This window comes from Flavobacterium sp., from assembly GCF_044341265.1.
GTDB lineage: Bacteria > Bacteroidota > Bacteroidia > Flavobacteriales > Flavobacteriaceae > Flavobacterium.
Window position 1 is genome coordinate 1 of the sequence record NZ_JBIISA010000047.1, and the last position, 15,712, is coordinate 15,712.

Annotated in this window: 15 protein-coding genes; 8 read left to right on the plus strand and 7 right to left on the minus strand. The window is 30.7% G+C overall.

Translation table 11 applies throughout. The annotated features are described in order from the left end of the window. Positions 1-452: 452 nt before the first annotated feature. The 5 genes from ACIQ06_RS15240 to panB all read right to left on the minus strand — a co-directional run bounded on the left by ACIQ06_RS15240 (position 453) and on the right by panB (position 5,195). Positions 453-1,781, minus strand: coding sequence for an aldehyde dehydrogenase (locus ACIQ06_RS15240; protein WP_396147779.1), 1,329 nt, complete (start codon positions 1,779-1,781; stop codon positions 453-455). Positions 1,782-1,785: 4 nt separating this feature from the next. Next, on the minus strand, positions 1,786-3,162 hold the full coding sequence (locus ACIQ06_RS15245) for a hypothetical protein (protein ID WP_396147780.1): 1,377 nt from the start codon (positions 3,160-3,162) through the stop codon (positions 1,786-1,788). Positions 3,163-3,241: 79 nt separating this feature from the next. Next, positions 3,242-3,931, minus strand: coding sequence for an RluA family pseudouridine synthase (locus ACIQ06_RS15250; RefSeq protein WP_396147781.1), 690 nt, complete (start codon positions 3,929-3,931; stop codon positions 3,242-3,244). A 33-nt stretch (positions 3,932-3,964) separates the two neighbouring features. Further along, positions 3,965-4,318, minus strand: a complete 354-nt coding sequence (locus tag ACIQ06_RS15255; RefSeq protein ID WP_396147782.1) for a four helix bundle protein — start codon at positions 4,316-4,318, stop codon at positions 3,965-3,967. A 58-nt stretch (positions 4,319-4,376) separates the two neighbouring features. Beyond that, positions 4,377-5,195, minus strand: coding sequence for a 3-methyl-2-oxobutanoate hydroxymethyltransferase (gene panB, locus ACIQ06_RS15260; RefSeq protein WP_396147783.1), 819 nt, complete (start codon positions 5,193-5,195; stop codon positions 4,377-4,379). A 142-nt stretch (positions 5,196-5,337) separates the two neighbouring features. Between panB and ACIQ06_RS15265 the strand changes: the two genes are divergently transcribed. The 4 genes from ACIQ06_RS15265 (at position 5,338) to ACIQ06_RS15280 (ending at position 8,490) form a co-directional block, all read left to right on the plus strand. Further along, complete coding sequence (locus ACIQ06_RS15265; RefSeq protein WP_396147784.1) at positions 5,338-5,769, plus strand: nuclear transport factor 2 family protein; 432 nt, start codon at positions 5,338-5,340, stop codon at positions 5,767-5,769. Between the two features lie 2 nt (positions 5,770-5,771). Further along, positions 5,772-6,830, plus strand: coding sequence for a porin (locus tag ACIQ06_RS15270; protein WP_396147785.1), 1,059 nt, complete (start codon positions 5,772-5,774; stop codon positions 6,828-6,830). Between the two features lie 32 nt (positions 6,831-6,862). Beyond that, positions 6,863-7,921: a DUF389 domain-containing protein gene (locus ACIQ06_RS15275; protein WP_396147786.1), complete on the plus strand. Its 1,059-nt coding sequence runs from the start codon at positions 6,863-6,865 to the stop codon at positions 7,919-7,921. Between the two features lie 131 nt (positions 7,922-8,052). Continuing rightward, positions 8,053-8,490 (plus strand): lipocalin family protein, encoded by a 438-nt coding sequence (locus ACIQ06_RS15280; protein WP_396147787.1) that lies wholly within the window; start codon positions 8,053-8,055, stop codon positions 8,488-8,490. Positions 8,491-8,549: 59 nt separating this feature from the next. Here ACIQ06_RS15280 and ACIQ06_RS15285 read toward each other — a convergent pair whose 3' ends face one another. Then, positions 8,550-9,974 (minus strand): L-serine ammonia-lyase, encoded by a 1,425-nt coding sequence (locus tag ACIQ06_RS15285; protein ID WP_396147788.1) that lies wholly within the window; start codon positions 9,972-9,974, stop codon positions 8,550-8,552. Between the two features lie 188 nt (positions 9,975-10,162). Between ACIQ06_RS15285 and ACIQ06_RS15290 the strand changes: the two genes are divergently transcribed. Together ACIQ06_RS15290 and dnaK are read left to right on the plus strand one after the other, a co-directional pair. Beyond that, entirely contained in the window at positions 10,163-11,062 is a 900-nt protein-coding gene (locus tag ACIQ06_RS15290) for an EamA family transporter (protein WP_396147789.1), read from the plus strand. 141 nt (positions 11,063-11,203) lie between these two features. Next, positions 11,204-13,090 carry a molecular chaperone DnaK gene (gene dnaK, locus ACIQ06_RS15295; RefSeq protein WP_345091029.1) on the plus strand — a complete coding sequence of 629 codons (1,887 nt, stop codon included), beginning with the start codon at positions 11,204-11,206 and terminating at the stop codon, positions 13,088-13,090. Positions 13,091-13,140: 50 nt separating this feature from the next. Here dnaK and ACIQ06_RS15300 read toward each other — a convergent pair whose 3' ends face one another. Next, positions 13,141-14,025: a Brp/Blh family beta-carotene 15,15'-dioxygenase gene (locus ACIQ06_RS15300; protein WP_396147790.1), complete on the minus strand. Its 885-nt coding sequence runs from the start codon at positions 14,023-14,025 to the stop codon at positions 13,141-13,143. 112 nt (positions 14,026-14,137) lie between these two features. On the opposite strand from ACIQ06_RS15300, the gene ACIQ06_RS15305 reads away from it, so the two are divergent. Next, positions 14,138-14,860, plus strand: a complete 723-nt coding sequence (locus ACIQ06_RS15305) for a bacteriorhodopsin-like (RefSeq protein WP_298305247.1) — start codon at positions 14,138-14,140, stop codon at positions 14,858-14,860. 119 nt (positions 14,861-14,979) lie between these two features. Continuing rightward, the gene (locus ACIQ06_RS15310) at positions 14,980-15,564 is read left to right on the plus strand and encodes a hypothetical protein (RefSeq protein ID WP_396147791.1); all 585 of its coding nucleotides are present in this window, start codon (positions 14,980-14,982) and stop codon (positions 15,562-15,564) included. The last annotated feature ends 148 nt before the right edge of the window (positions 15,565-15,712 follow it).

Consider the following 15,712-nt stretch of genomic DNA (forward strand, 5'->3'; position numbering starts at 1 on the left):
GTTTTAGCATTTAAAAGGTAAATAGAAATTAAAAACAATCCAATTATTGTTTTCAATATAAGTTGGCTTGAATTTCTAATTTTAAATATTTCTAAAATTATTTCGACTGAGATAACTGAAATTCCTAGGAAGAGTAGATACATATTGTATTGTTCTTCTTTTGCAACATAACTAGAAAAGTTTTTAATAAAGCTATCTTTTTTCTTTTTATTTATAAAAAAAACAAAAAGGATATATATTATAATAATAACTAAGGAAATTAGAATAAACCATTCTTTAAAAAAAAATAGTAATGGAATAGTCTTAAAAGCAATAAAAGGTTGGAGAAAACCAAATAAATTTTCCGTGCAACCATTTTGAAAAGAATTAAATAGAGTAGTGTTTATAATCATTCAACTATAATTATAAATTTCTTAGCAATATATAAAAAATAAATTAATCTTTTAAATTGTTTACAACCAATTCAATAATTTTTTAAGAGTTTTTAGTTTTTCTTTGTATGGAGCATAGCGCATAGGTAAATCAAGCCAGGTTTTTTTATTTACAATAGCTTTTTTATGAGAGAAAGTTTCAAAACTTAATCTTCCATGGTAGGCACCAATTCCGCTGTAACCGACACCTCCAAAAGGCAAGCGTTTGTTAGAAAAATGTACAACAGTGTCATTAATGCAACCACCACCAAAAGAATATTTTTTTATAATTCCTTTTGCCCATTTTGTGTTATTTGAAAAAACATAAAGGGACAGAGGTTTTTCATATTTAGAAATTATATTTTCAATTTCAGATTCCTCTTTGTAGCTTATTATTGGTAAAATGGGTCCAAAAATTTCTTCTTGCATTACCAAACTATCAAGTTTTGAATCCTCTAATAAAGTAGGAGCAATGTAGTTGTCAGATTCATTGTTTTTTCCTCCATACAAAATGGTTTCATTTTCTAAAAAGGAGGATAATCGCTTCCAATTTTTAGTATTTACAATTCTAGCAAAATCTTTTGATTCTTCTGGATTTTCGCCATAAGCAAGAATAATTTCTTCTTTTAAAGAATCGATTAGTTTTTGTTTGATTTCTTCGTTGACTAATAGATAATCTGGCGCAATGCAGGTTTGACCAGCATTAATAAATTTTCCCCAAACAATTCTTTTAGCTGTCAATTTGATATTACAGTTTTTATCGATAATGCATGGATTTTTTCCGCCAAGTTCAAGAGTAACTGGTGTTAAAAATTCGGCAGCAGCTTTAGCAACAATTTTTCCAACAGCCACACTTCCGGTAAAGAAAATATAATCCCAACGTTGTGATAGTAGCTTTTCAGAAACCTCGATTCCACCTTCAATAACTGTAACATGTTCTTTATCAAAAACTTCTAAAATTATTTTTGCAATAATTTTTGATGTATTCGGAGTTAACTCTGATGGCTTAATGACAACTTGATTTCCTGCAGCAACAGCAGCAATTAAAGGACAAAGAGCCAGCTGATAAGGATAATTCCAAGGCGAAATTATTAGTACTTTTCCATAAGGTTCATGTAAAATATAATCTGATGAAGGAAAATTTAATAGAGAAGGCAAAACCCATTTAGGTTTCGCCCAACTATTGATGTTTTTAATGGTGTCTTTTAAATCGGAAATTACATAACTGGTCTCAGTTACAACGGCTTCAAATTCTGGTTTTTTAAAGTCATTATATAGTGCTGAAATAATCTCTTTTTCGTGATTTATTACAACCTGTAGAAGTTGTTTCAGCTTTTCTTTTCGGTAACTGATGCTTGTTTTATATTCCATGATATTATAAAAATGCTAATCTAAAGCCACCATAGATATCAGCTTGTTTACTATCATTAATTGCTGCTGTAATTATAGAACCAGAGCCTAAATAAAATCCTCCAACTCTAAAACCAATTCCTCCATTAAATCCAGATATTTCACTACTGGTCCAAGGAGAGTAAACTTCAAAAAAGCCTAAATTTAGTCTTGGAGTAATAGTGAAACTATTTTGAGCAGTAATTTGATCGTTATTATTATCATCATTCACTTTTTGCTGAATATAACCAGAAACAAAGAGTCTCGAGATTATTTTTACATCTACATAAGCTGAGAAAATAGAAGGAAGTTTTACTTTAAAGTCTTTCTTTTCGGGTTGCTTTGTTAAATAACCTTGACTGATTAATATGGTTTCAATCTGTTGAAGATTATCGATGTTTTCAAATTGATTTAGGTTTAAACCTTGTGGATTTGCAATTGTAGGTTGTATGTTTAAAGTGTAATTGGTATTGTAATTATTATCATCACTAAAGGTCATAGACCCCATATTTCTAAGTGCTAAACCAGCATTAAATTTGTATTTATTTTGATTTTTCTTTGGATTGGTTTCCGGCTCATCTTTCCATTGGAAGTTAATTCCGATATCACCTGAAAAACCGTTTAATCCTCCAAAAACCGATTTTGAATAATCCTCAAAATTTGAAAAACTATTGGCTAATGCTCCGGAGTAAGCAATATTTAAATTGGCAGTTGTATTGTTTAAATATACTTGAGAGCCAACATTATTAATTGTTCCATTAAATTTATCTAAACCCAAATTAGAATAAGAACCTGGAAATAACAATTTGAAAGTAGCACCAACATTAACTTTATATTTTTCTTTATCTAAAAGATTTTTAGACAAAGTAAAACCAACTTCACCCCAAGTTGTTCCGGTAAGTCTTTGGTTGTAATTATTATTAATTGAACTAGAGCCTAAAACACTATTTAAACCTGAATTGACCAATGCGTCTCCAAGTTTTGTATCAATATCTACCGCATCAAGTTTGCCGTTTATTTTAGAAGTAATTGCTAATGCCCAACTTTTGTGTTTTATAGCAAATCCTAATCCGTAGGCTTCTGCGTCAACTCTAAGATTAACAGGTTCATTTCCTTTAAATAGCAATGTTTCTATGTCTTTATCAGATGTTAAATCACTAAATCCTATTTTGTTGTTTGCTACATTAAAACTAAATCCGACAACATTAATTTCAAATTTATTAGACATATTAGCTAATTCGGCAGGATTTATTGAAGTTGTCAAAATTCCTACTCTACTAGAATTGGTTAAACCCGCAAAATGGTCTTGTGAGAATGCCGTTACCGACATTAAAAATGAGGATAATAAGATTAATTTTTTCATAGATTATAATTGTAAATTTGGGTTAATAACAATTAAAACGCATAAAACCCTATGCGATTGTGGAGTAAAGTTAATCTTTTTAAATCGAATTCCAAATGGCATCCGATGGAGTAGGAGCAATTATTTCAATTTGTTCTTTTGAAACCGGATGAGTAAAAGCCAATTTTCGAGCATGAAGATGAATACCACCATCAGGATTACTGCGGTCAAAACCATATTTTAAGTCACCTTTTATCGGACAACCAATGGCTTGTAATTGTGCGCGAATTTGATGATGTCTTCCTGTATGAAGGTTGATTTCTAAAGCAAAATAGTTATTTAATTCTTTGATGATTTTATAATCTAAAGAAGCTTTTTTGCTTTCAGGAACTTCTTTTAAATGTGCTTTAGAAGTATTGTTTTTTTCATTTCTTTTCAGAAAATGAATCAGATTATCTTCGTTTTTTGGTGGTTTGTTTTTTACAACTGCCCAATAGGTTTTATTGGTTTCACGTTCACTAAACATTTTATTCAAACGTTCTAATGCTTTGCTAGTTTTAGCAAAAACTACAATTCCAGTTGTAGGCCTATCCAATCGATGGACAACACCTAGAAAAACTTCACCAGGTTTGTTGTATTTATCTTTAATAAATTCTTTAACAATTTCAGAAAGCGGTTTATCACCAGTTTTATCACCTTGCACGATATCTCCAACACGTTTATTAATCACAATAATATGATTGTCTTCGTGAAGAATTTGTAGGTTGGATTTGTTGGAAACGATTTTCAAAATAGATATTTGGATTATTAGATTTTTGGAATCTTAGATTTTTAATGTACTACGAAATTTAGAAGTCATTTTAATGATTATATCTAAATTAAAAAGTAGCTCATCTAATTTTGTTTGATTTATATATCCTAAATCAAAAGCAATTAATAATTGAGTTTCAATTTCATATAATGAACCAATTGCAATTTCAAGAAATCTAGAAAAATCTTTATCACTACTTCTAGAACAACCTTCTGCAATATTTGATGGTACAGAAACAGATGCTCGTCGTAGTTGATTTGTTAATCCAAATTTTTCGTTATCAGGAAAATTAGATGTTGTTAAATAAATTTGAGAACACAATTGTCTGCTCAATTTCCAAATTTCCAAATCCTTAAATCTATGCATAAATCAAATAGTCTAACAATCTAATAATCTAATAATCCGATAATCTAATAATCTATACTTAATATTGTTCATTCGCATTAGGAAAATCTTGACTTTTTACATCGGCAACATAATTTCCAATGGCTTTCGTCATTTGATCGTATAAATCTAAATAACGGCGTAAGAATCTTGGACTGAATTCGTTGTTCATTCCAAGCATGTCATGAATTACAAGTACTTGTCCATCAACGCCACCACCAGCACCAATTCCGATAACAGGAATCGAAATACTTTTAGCAACTTTTTCAGCTAAAGCGGCAGGAATTTTTTCTAAAACTAAAGCAAAACATCCTAGTTTTTCTAATAATTTGGCATCTTCAATCAATTTCTCTGCCTCAGCATCTTCTTTAGCACGAACGGTATAAGTTCCGAATTTGTAGATTGATTGTGGTGTTAAACCTAAATGTCCCATAACTGGAATTCCAGCAGCTAAGATTCTTTTTATAGATTGTTTGATTTCACTTCCACCTTCCAATTTTACTGCATGTCCACCAGATTCTTTCATGATTCTAATAGACGAACGCAATGCTTCTTTTGGATCAGATTGATAACTTCCAAAAGGTAAATCTACTACAACTAAAGCTCTTTCAATAGCACGAACAACACCAGAAGCATGATAAATCATTTGGTCTAATGTTATTGGTAAAGTAGTTTCGTGTCCGGCCATAACATTACTTGCAGAATCTCCAACCAAAATTACGTCAACACCAGCAGTATCAACGATTTTTGCCATGGTAAAATCATAGGCGGTTAACATTGAAATTTTTTCGCCATTGGCTTTCATTTCAATTAATGATTTGGTTGTAATTCGTTTGTAATCTTTTTTGGCTACTGACATGAATGTTAGATTTTAATCCTTCGACTGCGCTTAGGATGACTATTAATGATTTAAAAGTGTAAAAGTAATAAAATCGATTAGTTTTGTAATAAATACAACTAAAAATATACTAATATTGATGTAATTATAAATTTGTTCTAAAATGAAAAAAACAATATTTCTCTTAATGATGATTTTTGCAAGTTCTATTCAAGCTCAAAATCAAGAAGTTCAAAAAGTTATTGAAACTTTTTTTGAAGGTTTTCATGCTAAAGATACTGTTAAAATGAAATCAGTTTGTTCAGATAAAATCATTCTTCAATCGATTATGGAAAATGCAAAAGGAGCCAAATTATCTGATGAATCGGCTAAAGAGTTTTATAATTCCATTGCAACTATTCCGAGTGATTTTAAATTTGAAGAAAAAATTTTAAGTTATTCCATTCAAGTAGACGGAACTATGGCTCATGCTTGGACACCTTATGAATTCTACATCAATGGAAAATTAAGTCATTCTGGCGTAAATGCTTTTACACTTTTTAAGGAGAATGGTATTTGGAGAATCATCTACTGCATTGATACAAGAAGAAAATAATTATGAAAAAAACACTCACAATTTTATCACTATTTATTTTTAGTCAAATATTTTCTCAAGAAAAAAGCGAACTTAAAACCACCTTTTCAGGATTTGTAGAAACATATTATTCCTATGATTTTAATCAATCATTAACCGATTCAAAATTGCCATTTATGTACAATTACAATCGTCATAATGAGTTTAACATCAATATTGGATTACTACGCGCAAAAGTGGAATATGAAAATGCTTATGCTGTATTATCATTACAATCAGGAACTTATGTTGATGATAATTATGCTAATGAAAAGATAAAATATTTAAACGAAGCATATGTTGGTTTGTATCTTGATAAATCAAAAAAACAATCCGTAGAAGTTGGAATTTTACCAAGTTATTTAGGATTTGAATCTTCAACAACAGCAGCTAATTTAACCTTAACTCGTTCTATATTAGCTGAAAATTCGCCTTATTTTATGACAGGAGTGAAATACAATTACAAGCCATCAGATAAATGGAATTTTGCTGCTTTATTGACAAATGGTTGGCAACGAATCAACAAACCTCAAAAAGATGTTGCGCCATCTTTTGGAACTCAAATTGTATATAAGTCATCAGCAAATTCTACTTTAAATTGGAGCACTTTTGCAGGAAAAGAATTCAACGGAATTGATTATTCAATGCGTTATTTCAGTAATTTATATTTCGATAAGAAATGGAATGACAAATGGCGAACTATTGTAGGTTTTGATTATGGCTTGCAGGATACTTCATCAAAAAATAACATTCATGAAAGCTGGTTAAGCCCTGTTTTTATTGCTCAATATTCAATAAATCCAAAATGGCAAACGGCTTTTAGAACCGAATATTATCAAGATGAAAAGAATGTGATTATTGCCACAAATGACAAATTTAAAACACTTGGATTTTCGTTAAATTTCGATTATTTGCCCAATTCAAAAGTAAAATTAAGAACAGAAGCTCGATACTTTGATAGTAAGAAAGAAGTATTTGCCAAAGGTCCTGATTTAGTTAATTCCAATTTCTTTTTGACAACTAGTTTGAGTTTTGAGTTTTAATTCTAAATTAGCGTTTCATTCTACGATTTTAAATGAGTACAAGAATTCAAATTATAAAGCGCTATTTCCGTTCACTTTTTGACTTAAAAGGAAGTCAGGAAGATGAACTAGAAACCGACAGAGAAGTAAGAGAAGGAGTTGTTTTTAAAGGAAAAAACCTATGGCTTCTTGCTTTTGCGATATTCATTTCATGCATTGGCTTGAACATTAATTCGAAAGCAGCTGTTATTGGTGCAATGATCATTTCGCCACTTATGGGACCAATTTTCGGAATTGGATTTTCACTTGGAGTTTCTGATTTAGATTTGTTGAAAGTTAGTATCCAAAATGCACTACGAATTGTTTTGATAAGCCTTTTAGTGGCAACAATTTACTATTTAATAACGCCTTATGCCATTGCTACCGATGAATTATTATCCTTTTCGCATCCAACTATATTTGATGTTTTATTAGCATTTCTTGGCGGAATGGCAGGATTTATAGCTATTTCGCGTCATAATGGAACACAAGTTTTAATTGGAGTAGCAGTGGCAACTTCATGTATTCCACCATTATGTACAGCAAGTTTCGGATTGGCAACTTTGCAATGGGAATACTTTGTTGGCGGACTTTATACTTACTTCATTAATGCTCTTTTTATCTGTGTTGGAAGTTATATTATTGTTAAGTACTTAAAATTCAGTCCTCATTCCAAAGAAAATGTAAAGCATGTAAATAGTTGGTTTGGAGTTTTGATATTTCTTGCAATAATTCCTGCAATGTATTTAGCCTATAATTTTGCTGTAGCAAATATTTTTACATCTAAAGCAAACCAATTTGTAACTAACGTAATTGATTCTAAATATCATGTGGTTCAAACCAAAATAGATAATAAAACTAAATTAATTGAAGTTGATGTAATTGTTGAAAGATATGATGACTCGCTTCAAAACTCAATTCAAAAACAACTTTCAAAATATGATTTAAAAGATTCAAAAATTAGAATTTATCAAACTATTGAAGCAGGAAAAACCAATCAAAAAGAATTTGATAAATTAAATTCAGAAATCGAATTATTGAAATTTGAACTTGAAAAATTGAAAGAAAAATAGTTTGGAGATTGTTTGATAAAACTTCAAGAAAATTAGTAGAGTTGTAAATATGCAACTAATATATATTATTGTGTAATATACTTTGTTCATTGCACAACTAACTTTGTCATTAACAAATAATATAAAATGTTATGAGAAAAGTTAGTGTAAAAAGTAGAAGTTTAGTATTGGTGATGATGGTTGCTGTTTTTGGTTTCTTCACAATTTCATGTAGTGATGATGATAATGAGGGAGAAACATTAGCACCTTTAACAGGAAAATGGAAGATTAATCAAGTAGGAACAACAGTAGCTGGAGTGGAAACATTGATTTCTGCACCTCAAAATCAAGCGGGTTGCGAAAAAGATTTTATGCAATTAAAATCGGACAATACCGTTGAAGAAGGCAACTATGACTCCACAATTGATCCTTGTGCATTATTCACAGATTTAGGTATTTATTCGCGATCAAATAACAATTTGACTAAAGTTATTGATGGAGTAACTACTACTCAAGACATAGTAAATCTTACGTTGAGTGAACTAAAATTAAAAGATGCCAATGGTAATATTGAAGTATACATTAGATAATTTGTATTTCAATAAAGTAAAAAGGAGATGATTTTTTAAAATTGTCTCCTTTTTTAGTTTTAACAATCCGCAACATTTACTGCAACTGCCAAGCCACCTTCTGAAGTTTCTTTATATTTTGAATTCATATCTTTAGCGGTTTGCCACATAGTATTAATAACTTTATCTAAAGGAACTTTAGCATTTTTTGCATCAGTTTCCATGGCTAATTCAGCTGCATTTATTGCTTTAATTGCACCCATTGTGTTTCTTTCTATACATGGAATTTGAACCAAACCACCAATAGGATCACAAGTTAAACCTAAATGATGTTCCATTGCGATTTCGGCTGCCATTTGCACTTGGTCTGGAGTTCCACCCATAACTTCACACAACGCTGCTGCTGCCATAGCGCTAGAAACTCCAATTTCTGCTTGACATCCACCCATTGCTGCTGATATAGTTGAACCTTTTTTGAAAATACTTCCAATTTCTCCAGCAACCATTAAGAATTGCTTTATTTCTTTTTCGCCAGCTTCGTGATTTTCTATAACTAGATAATACATTAATACTGCAGGAATAACTCCAGCACTTCCATTGGTTGGTGCTGTTACAACTCTTCCTAAAGCTGCGTTTACTTCATTGACTGCTAATGCAAAACACGAAACCCATTTTAGAATTTGACGAAATTTAACTTCTGTTTTTCTTATACATTCCAGCCATTCTTGAGGCGAGTTATAGTTGGATAAACCAATCAAACCTTGATGCATATCAAATGCTCTTCTACGAACATTCAATCCACCAGGAAGTATGCCTTCAGAATGACAACCAATGTACATGCATTCTAACATTGTATTCCATATACGCATTAACTCTTTATCAATTTCTTCTTCCGAACGCATCGATTTTTCATTGTCGTAAACAACTTCTGATATTTTTCTATTTTGTGTAGTGCAATAATCCAATAACTCTTGTGCATTTTGAACTGGATAAGGAAAAGCACATTTAATTTCTAATTTTTTCTTAGCATTGATACGTTCTTCTTTCACTACAAATCCGCCACCAATAGAGTAGAAGGTAGAAGTATATTCTTTGTTAGAAGTAAATGCTGTAAAAGTCATTCCGTTAGCATGAAATGGCAAAAAATTTTTATTGAAAACAATATCTTTTTCAACATCAAAAGAAATTAAAAGCTGATTTCCTAAGTTGAGTTGATGTGTTGATTTAATTGATTTTATAATTTTGTCAATATTTTCAACCGGAATATATTCTGGGTCTTGTCCGCTCAAGCCTAACATTACTGCCAAATCAGTAGCGTGACCAACACCAGTTAATGATAGTGAACCAAATAAATCTACTTTAACCCGAGTTGTAGTGTTTAGTAATTTTTCTTGATTTAATTCAGCCAAAAATCGTTCTGCGGCACGCCAAGGTCCAAGTGTATGAGAACTTGATGGTCCAACACCAATCTTTAACATATCAAAAACCGAAATGCATTCTTCCATAAACTGTACTAATTAGTAAAGCAAATATAAGGTTTAAAATGATAATTTGACAAAAATCCTAGAATTTGAATAGTAGTTTTTGATACTTTATTACTCAAATGTGTTTTGAAATGAAGAAATCTAATTTAATAACATATAATTAGGAATTTTGTATTCACATTTTTATTTCTTTTGCAAAAAAAATTAAGATGCCCATCAACAAATATTTCCTTTCTGCCTTATCTGCTTTTATTATTTGGGGATTTTTTAGTTTGGTGCTAAAACCATTGCATAATTATGCTTCGTTGGATATTTTATTTTTTCGCGTCTTTATTGCAACTGCTTGTTTATTAGCTCTTAATTTTATTTTCAGAAAATCGGTTTTAGTTACTTCGTTAGAAACGTTTAAAAATTTTTCAAATAAAAAGCGAAGAACTACAATTATAATGACACTTTTAGGAGGATTTTTGTTAGTATTGAATTGGTTTTTGTTCATTTATGCTGTCAATCATGTTAGTTTGCAATCAGCTTCGTTTGCCTACATAATTTGTCCAATTATTACCACTGTTTTGGCTTTCATAATTTTGAAAGAAAAAATCAATTATTGGCAATGGTTTGCGGTTTTATTGTGTGTAATTAGTTGTATTATATTATCATATGGAAATTTAAAAGATTTGATTTACAGTGTAGTGATTGCCTTTTCTTTTGGATTATATCTTATTTCCCAAAGAAGAAATAATGACTTTGATAAATTTTTAATCTTGACGATTCAAATGGTATTTGCAACCGTTATTTTACTACCATTTTATCCTAATTATGGAGGAAAAGTTCCAACAGAACCTTTATTTTATTCCTTGCTTTTAGTGATTGTAGTTTTGTTTACGATTATTCCGTTGTTTTTGAATTTATATGCTCTTAAAGGATTGAATTCCTCAACCGTTGGGATATTAATGTATACCAATCCGTTAATTCATTTTTTTCTTGCAATTTACTATTTTAAAGAATCGGTTTCTGTTGCACAGATTATTTCTTATTCATTGATAGCGTTGTCGATAGTTGTTTTTAATATCAAACAAATATTGACTTTAAGACAAAAAGAGTCGGTATAATTTAAAAAATAAATGCCATCTTGTCATATAAAATCTTCTCAAAACTGACAATTTATTCTCAAATTCCACTTGGCACAATCATTGTCATATCACAAACAAGTTGAAAAACTAAATAAAAACATTAAATAGAAAATTAAGAAAATGGGAAAAATTATTGGTATCGATTTAGGTACAACCAATTCTTGCGTGTCAGTTATGGAAGGTGGAGAACCAGTTGTAATTGCTAATGCAGAAGGAAAGAGAACTACACCATCTGTAATTGCATTTGTAGAAGGTGGCGAAATTAAAGTAGGTGACCCTGCAAAAAGACAGGCGGTAACAAATCCTACTAAGACCATAGCGTCAATTAAACGTTTTATGGGTAATAAATACTCAGAAAGTGCTAAAGAAGCATCGACTGTAGCTTATAAAGTGGTTAAAGGAGATAACGACACACCACGTGTTGATATTGACGGAAGACTTTATACACCACAAGAATTGTCAGCAATGACTCTTCAAAAAATGAAAAAAACAGCTGAAGACTATTTAGGTCAAACAGTTACAGAAGCAGTTATCACTGTTCCGGCATACTTTAACGATGCACAACGTCAAGCTACAAAAGAAGCTGGTGAAATTGCAGGTTTAAAAGTAATGCGTATCATCAATGAGCCAACTGCTGCGGCATTAGCTTATGGATTAGACAAAAAAGGAATTGACCAAAAAATTGCAGTTTACGATTTAGGTGGAGGTACTTTTGACATCTCAGTTCTTGAATTAGGAGACGGAGTTTTTGAAGTATTATCTACAAATGGAGATACTCACTTAGGTGGAGATGATTTTGACCAAGTAATCATCGATTGGATGGCAAACGATTTTAATACTGAAGAAGGTGTTGATTTACGTAAAGATCCAATGGCATTGCAACGTTTGAAAGAAGCTGCTGAAAAAGCTAAAATTGAATTGTCATCTTCAACTCAAACAGAAATTAACTTACCATACGTTACTGCAACGGCTTCAGGACCAAAACACTTAGTTAAAACTTTAACTCGTGCTAAATTTGAGCAATTGTCAGAAACTTTAGTAAAACGTTCAATGGAACCAGTTGCTAAAGCATTAAAAGATGCAGGTTTATCTGTTTCAGATATTGACGAAGTTATCTTGGTTGGTGGTTCTACAAGAATCCCAGTTATTCAAGAACAAGTTGAAAAATTCTTTGGTAAAAAAGCATCAAAAGGAGTAAATCCTGATGAAGTTGTAGCGATTGGAGCTGCAATTCAAGGTGGAGTTTTAACAGGTGATGTAAAAGATGTATTGTTATTAGACGTTACACCTTTATCATTAGGAATTGAAACTATGGGTAATGTAATGACTAAATTAATTGAGTCTAACACTACAATTCCAACAAAAAAATCGCAAGTATTCTCAACAGCTGCTGACAATCAACCAAGTGTTGAAATTCACGTTATTCAAGGTGAAAGAACCATGGCTGCTGATAATAAAACAATCGGTCGTTTCCACTTAGACGGAATTCCACCAGCACCAAGAGGTGTTCCTCAAATTGAAGTTACTTTTGATATTGATGCTAATGGTATCATCAAAGTTTCTGCAACAGATAAAGGAACAGGAAAATCTCACGACATTCGTATCGAAGCTTCATCTGGTTTAACAGCAGAAGAAATCGAAAGAATGAAAAAAGATGCTGAAATGAATGCTGAAAGCGATAGAGTTGCTAAAGAGAAAGCAGAAAAATTGAACGAAGCTGACAGTATGATTTTCCAAACAGAAAGTCAATTGAAAGAACTTGGTGATAAATTAACTGATGATCATAAAGTTGGCATCGAATCTGCTTTAACTGAATTGAGAATGGCACACCAAAATCAAGATTTAGAAGCAATTCAAAAAGGTCTTGACAATGTTAACGCTGCTTGGAAAGTTGCTACAGAAGCAATGTACGCTCAAGGAGACCAAGGTCAAGCTCAAGAAGCTCAACCACAAGCTGATGCAAGTGGAGATCAAACTCAAGATGTTGATTTTGAAGAAGTAAAATAATAAATTTTATTATAGATTTAAAAACCGAGTTAGCAATAGCTCGGTTTTTTTTATGCTTTATTTTGCATCTTGATTATTACAATCGTATGCGGAAAAGTTATTGCAGCTAGAAAAGAGAAGAACAAAGCATTAAAAATTTCTTTATCCTTAAAAAGAAAATATAAAATGGCAATTCCAAAGAGTGAAATTATCCAATAGATGAATGCAGATTTAAAATAACGTTTGAAGTTTTTAAAACTATAACTTCCATATAAAAATTGAATTTGTTCTTTGATAGAAGGAAAACTATGCCATACCACAAAATAGATGGCAAAGGCCCAAATTAAATCAGCTGTTTTAAATACAATTGCAAATACTAATAGGTAAAAGATATTTATAATTACTTCTGATTTTAATTTAGTAGTTTTTCTGTTAAGTAAAAAACCAGAAATTATCAAAAGTATTCCTATTACTAATGTTATCATTTTGAAATCTAACAATTCGATTGAAGTCTTAGAGATTTGAAAAATAATTTGTTTGACTTCCAACTCATGAAATTGAAACAACAAAAAGAGAATAAACAATCCATATATGGTTTGAAAGATTGTTAGTATTATGTTGTTTCCTTTATCTTTAAGTTTATTCCAATGTTGCTCTCCAAAGTGATATCCGCTGAAAAGTATAAACAATACTAAAGCCATAATTGGAAGACTATAAAAAAGTAATGCTCCTAAAATTACAACACCAATATAATAGAGAATGATTTTTTTTAGAGAAATAGTATTTTTTTCCTCATTTATTTTTTGATATAAAGCTAAATCATTGGCTCCGTGTAGGATTCCAAATAAGAATATTACTACAAATCCAATAACTTGTTGATACTTGTGAGAAAAAAACATATTAATCCACAAGGCAAAAAAACTAATTAATATGGCTATCTTGTTGGAATGTGACATAATATTTTCATTTAATTTTGTTTAAAGATATGTAAAAATTGTTAAACACTTTTATTTATTTTGTTTATTGTTTTTTAAATTTGATTAAACAAATAACTTAAATTTTTATACTATGTCAAATTTATTATCAATTTCATTGGTTTCTAAAATGTTGCCAACTGACTATGTTGGATTCACATTTTTTATTGGATGCATGGCTATGATGGCAGCATCAGCTTTTTTCTTTTTATCATTAAGTCAGTTTGATAAGAAGTGGCGTGTTTCAGTTTTGGTTTCAGGGTTAATTACCTTTATTGCAGCGGTTCATTATTTCTACATGAGAGATTATTGGGCAAGTTTTGGAGAATCACCAACTTTTTTCCGTTATGTGGATTGGGTTTTAACCGTTCCATTGATGTGTTTAGAGTTTTATTTAATTCTGAAAATTGCTGGCGCTAAACAATCATTATTATGGAAAATGATTATTTATTCGTTAGTGATGTTAGTTACAGGATACTTTGGTGAAGCTGTAGATCCAGGTAATGCTTGGATTTGGGGATTAGTTTCTGGAATAGCTTATTTCGCTATTGTTTACGAAATTTGGTTAGGAGAAGCGTCTAAATTAGCTGCTGCAGCTGGAGGAGAAGTTCTTGCTTCGCACAAAATCCTATGTTGGTTTGTACTTGTTGGTTGGGCAATTTATCCATTAGGATACATGTTAGGAACTGATGGTTGGTACACAGGATTGTTAGGAAAAGGTAATGTTGACGTTGCTTACAACATTGCTGATGCTATTAACAAAATTGGTTTTGGTTTAGTAATTTATAACTTAGCTGTTAAATCAACAAAAGAATAGTTTTTAAGTTTTTATTGGTTGAAACCGTCTTGTTCCCATAGCAAGGCGGTTTTTTTTATTTAACATATACTAAATAAATATTTTTGTATATTGCTATCCTATTAAACCAAGACATTATTATGAAAAAATTTGTTTTATTTACATTAATTGCTCTTTGTAGCATTACAAGTTATTCTCAAAAGAAAAAATCAACAGTTAAAAAAGCGGTTACAACTTCAAAAGGAGTTTTAGCCAAAGTTGATAACTTGGTAGCCGAAGTTAAAGCTGGTAATTTTCAATTGACTATTGATGGTAAAGAAGCTATTGTTGTAAAAGCTGCCGATGCAAAATTCGCTCCAACTGATGTAAAGTTGAAATCATTTACTGCTAGTGGAGTAAAATTATATCTATTATCATGGACTGAAAAAACGTTAAATAAAACCGATTTAAAAACTGAAGATATTACAACTGTTTATTCTAATGTTTATGAAATAACTTCTAAGAAACAAGTTTTTTATAATACCCAATTAACAAATCATATTGTTGAAAAAGTCTTTCTTGACAAGCTTAAAACTGCCTCAGAAACACAAGAGCGAATGAGAAGAGAAGGTTTTGAGTTTACTCTAAATGCAGATGGAACTATTACTCAAAAGAATAAAACACAAGAAAATAAATTGATTTATGATGCCACCAAAATGGAATTTGTAAATTCAAAGAAAAAATAAAACAAAAAAACCGAGCTAATTAAGAGGGCACTGAAAAACATCGTTTATTTTGATTAGCACCGTTTTTTAGAGAATAAAAAAACGCTTATAGTAGGATTTTATACATCCGTTATAAGCGTTTTACTTTTTGCAACTGTTTTTTATTGTA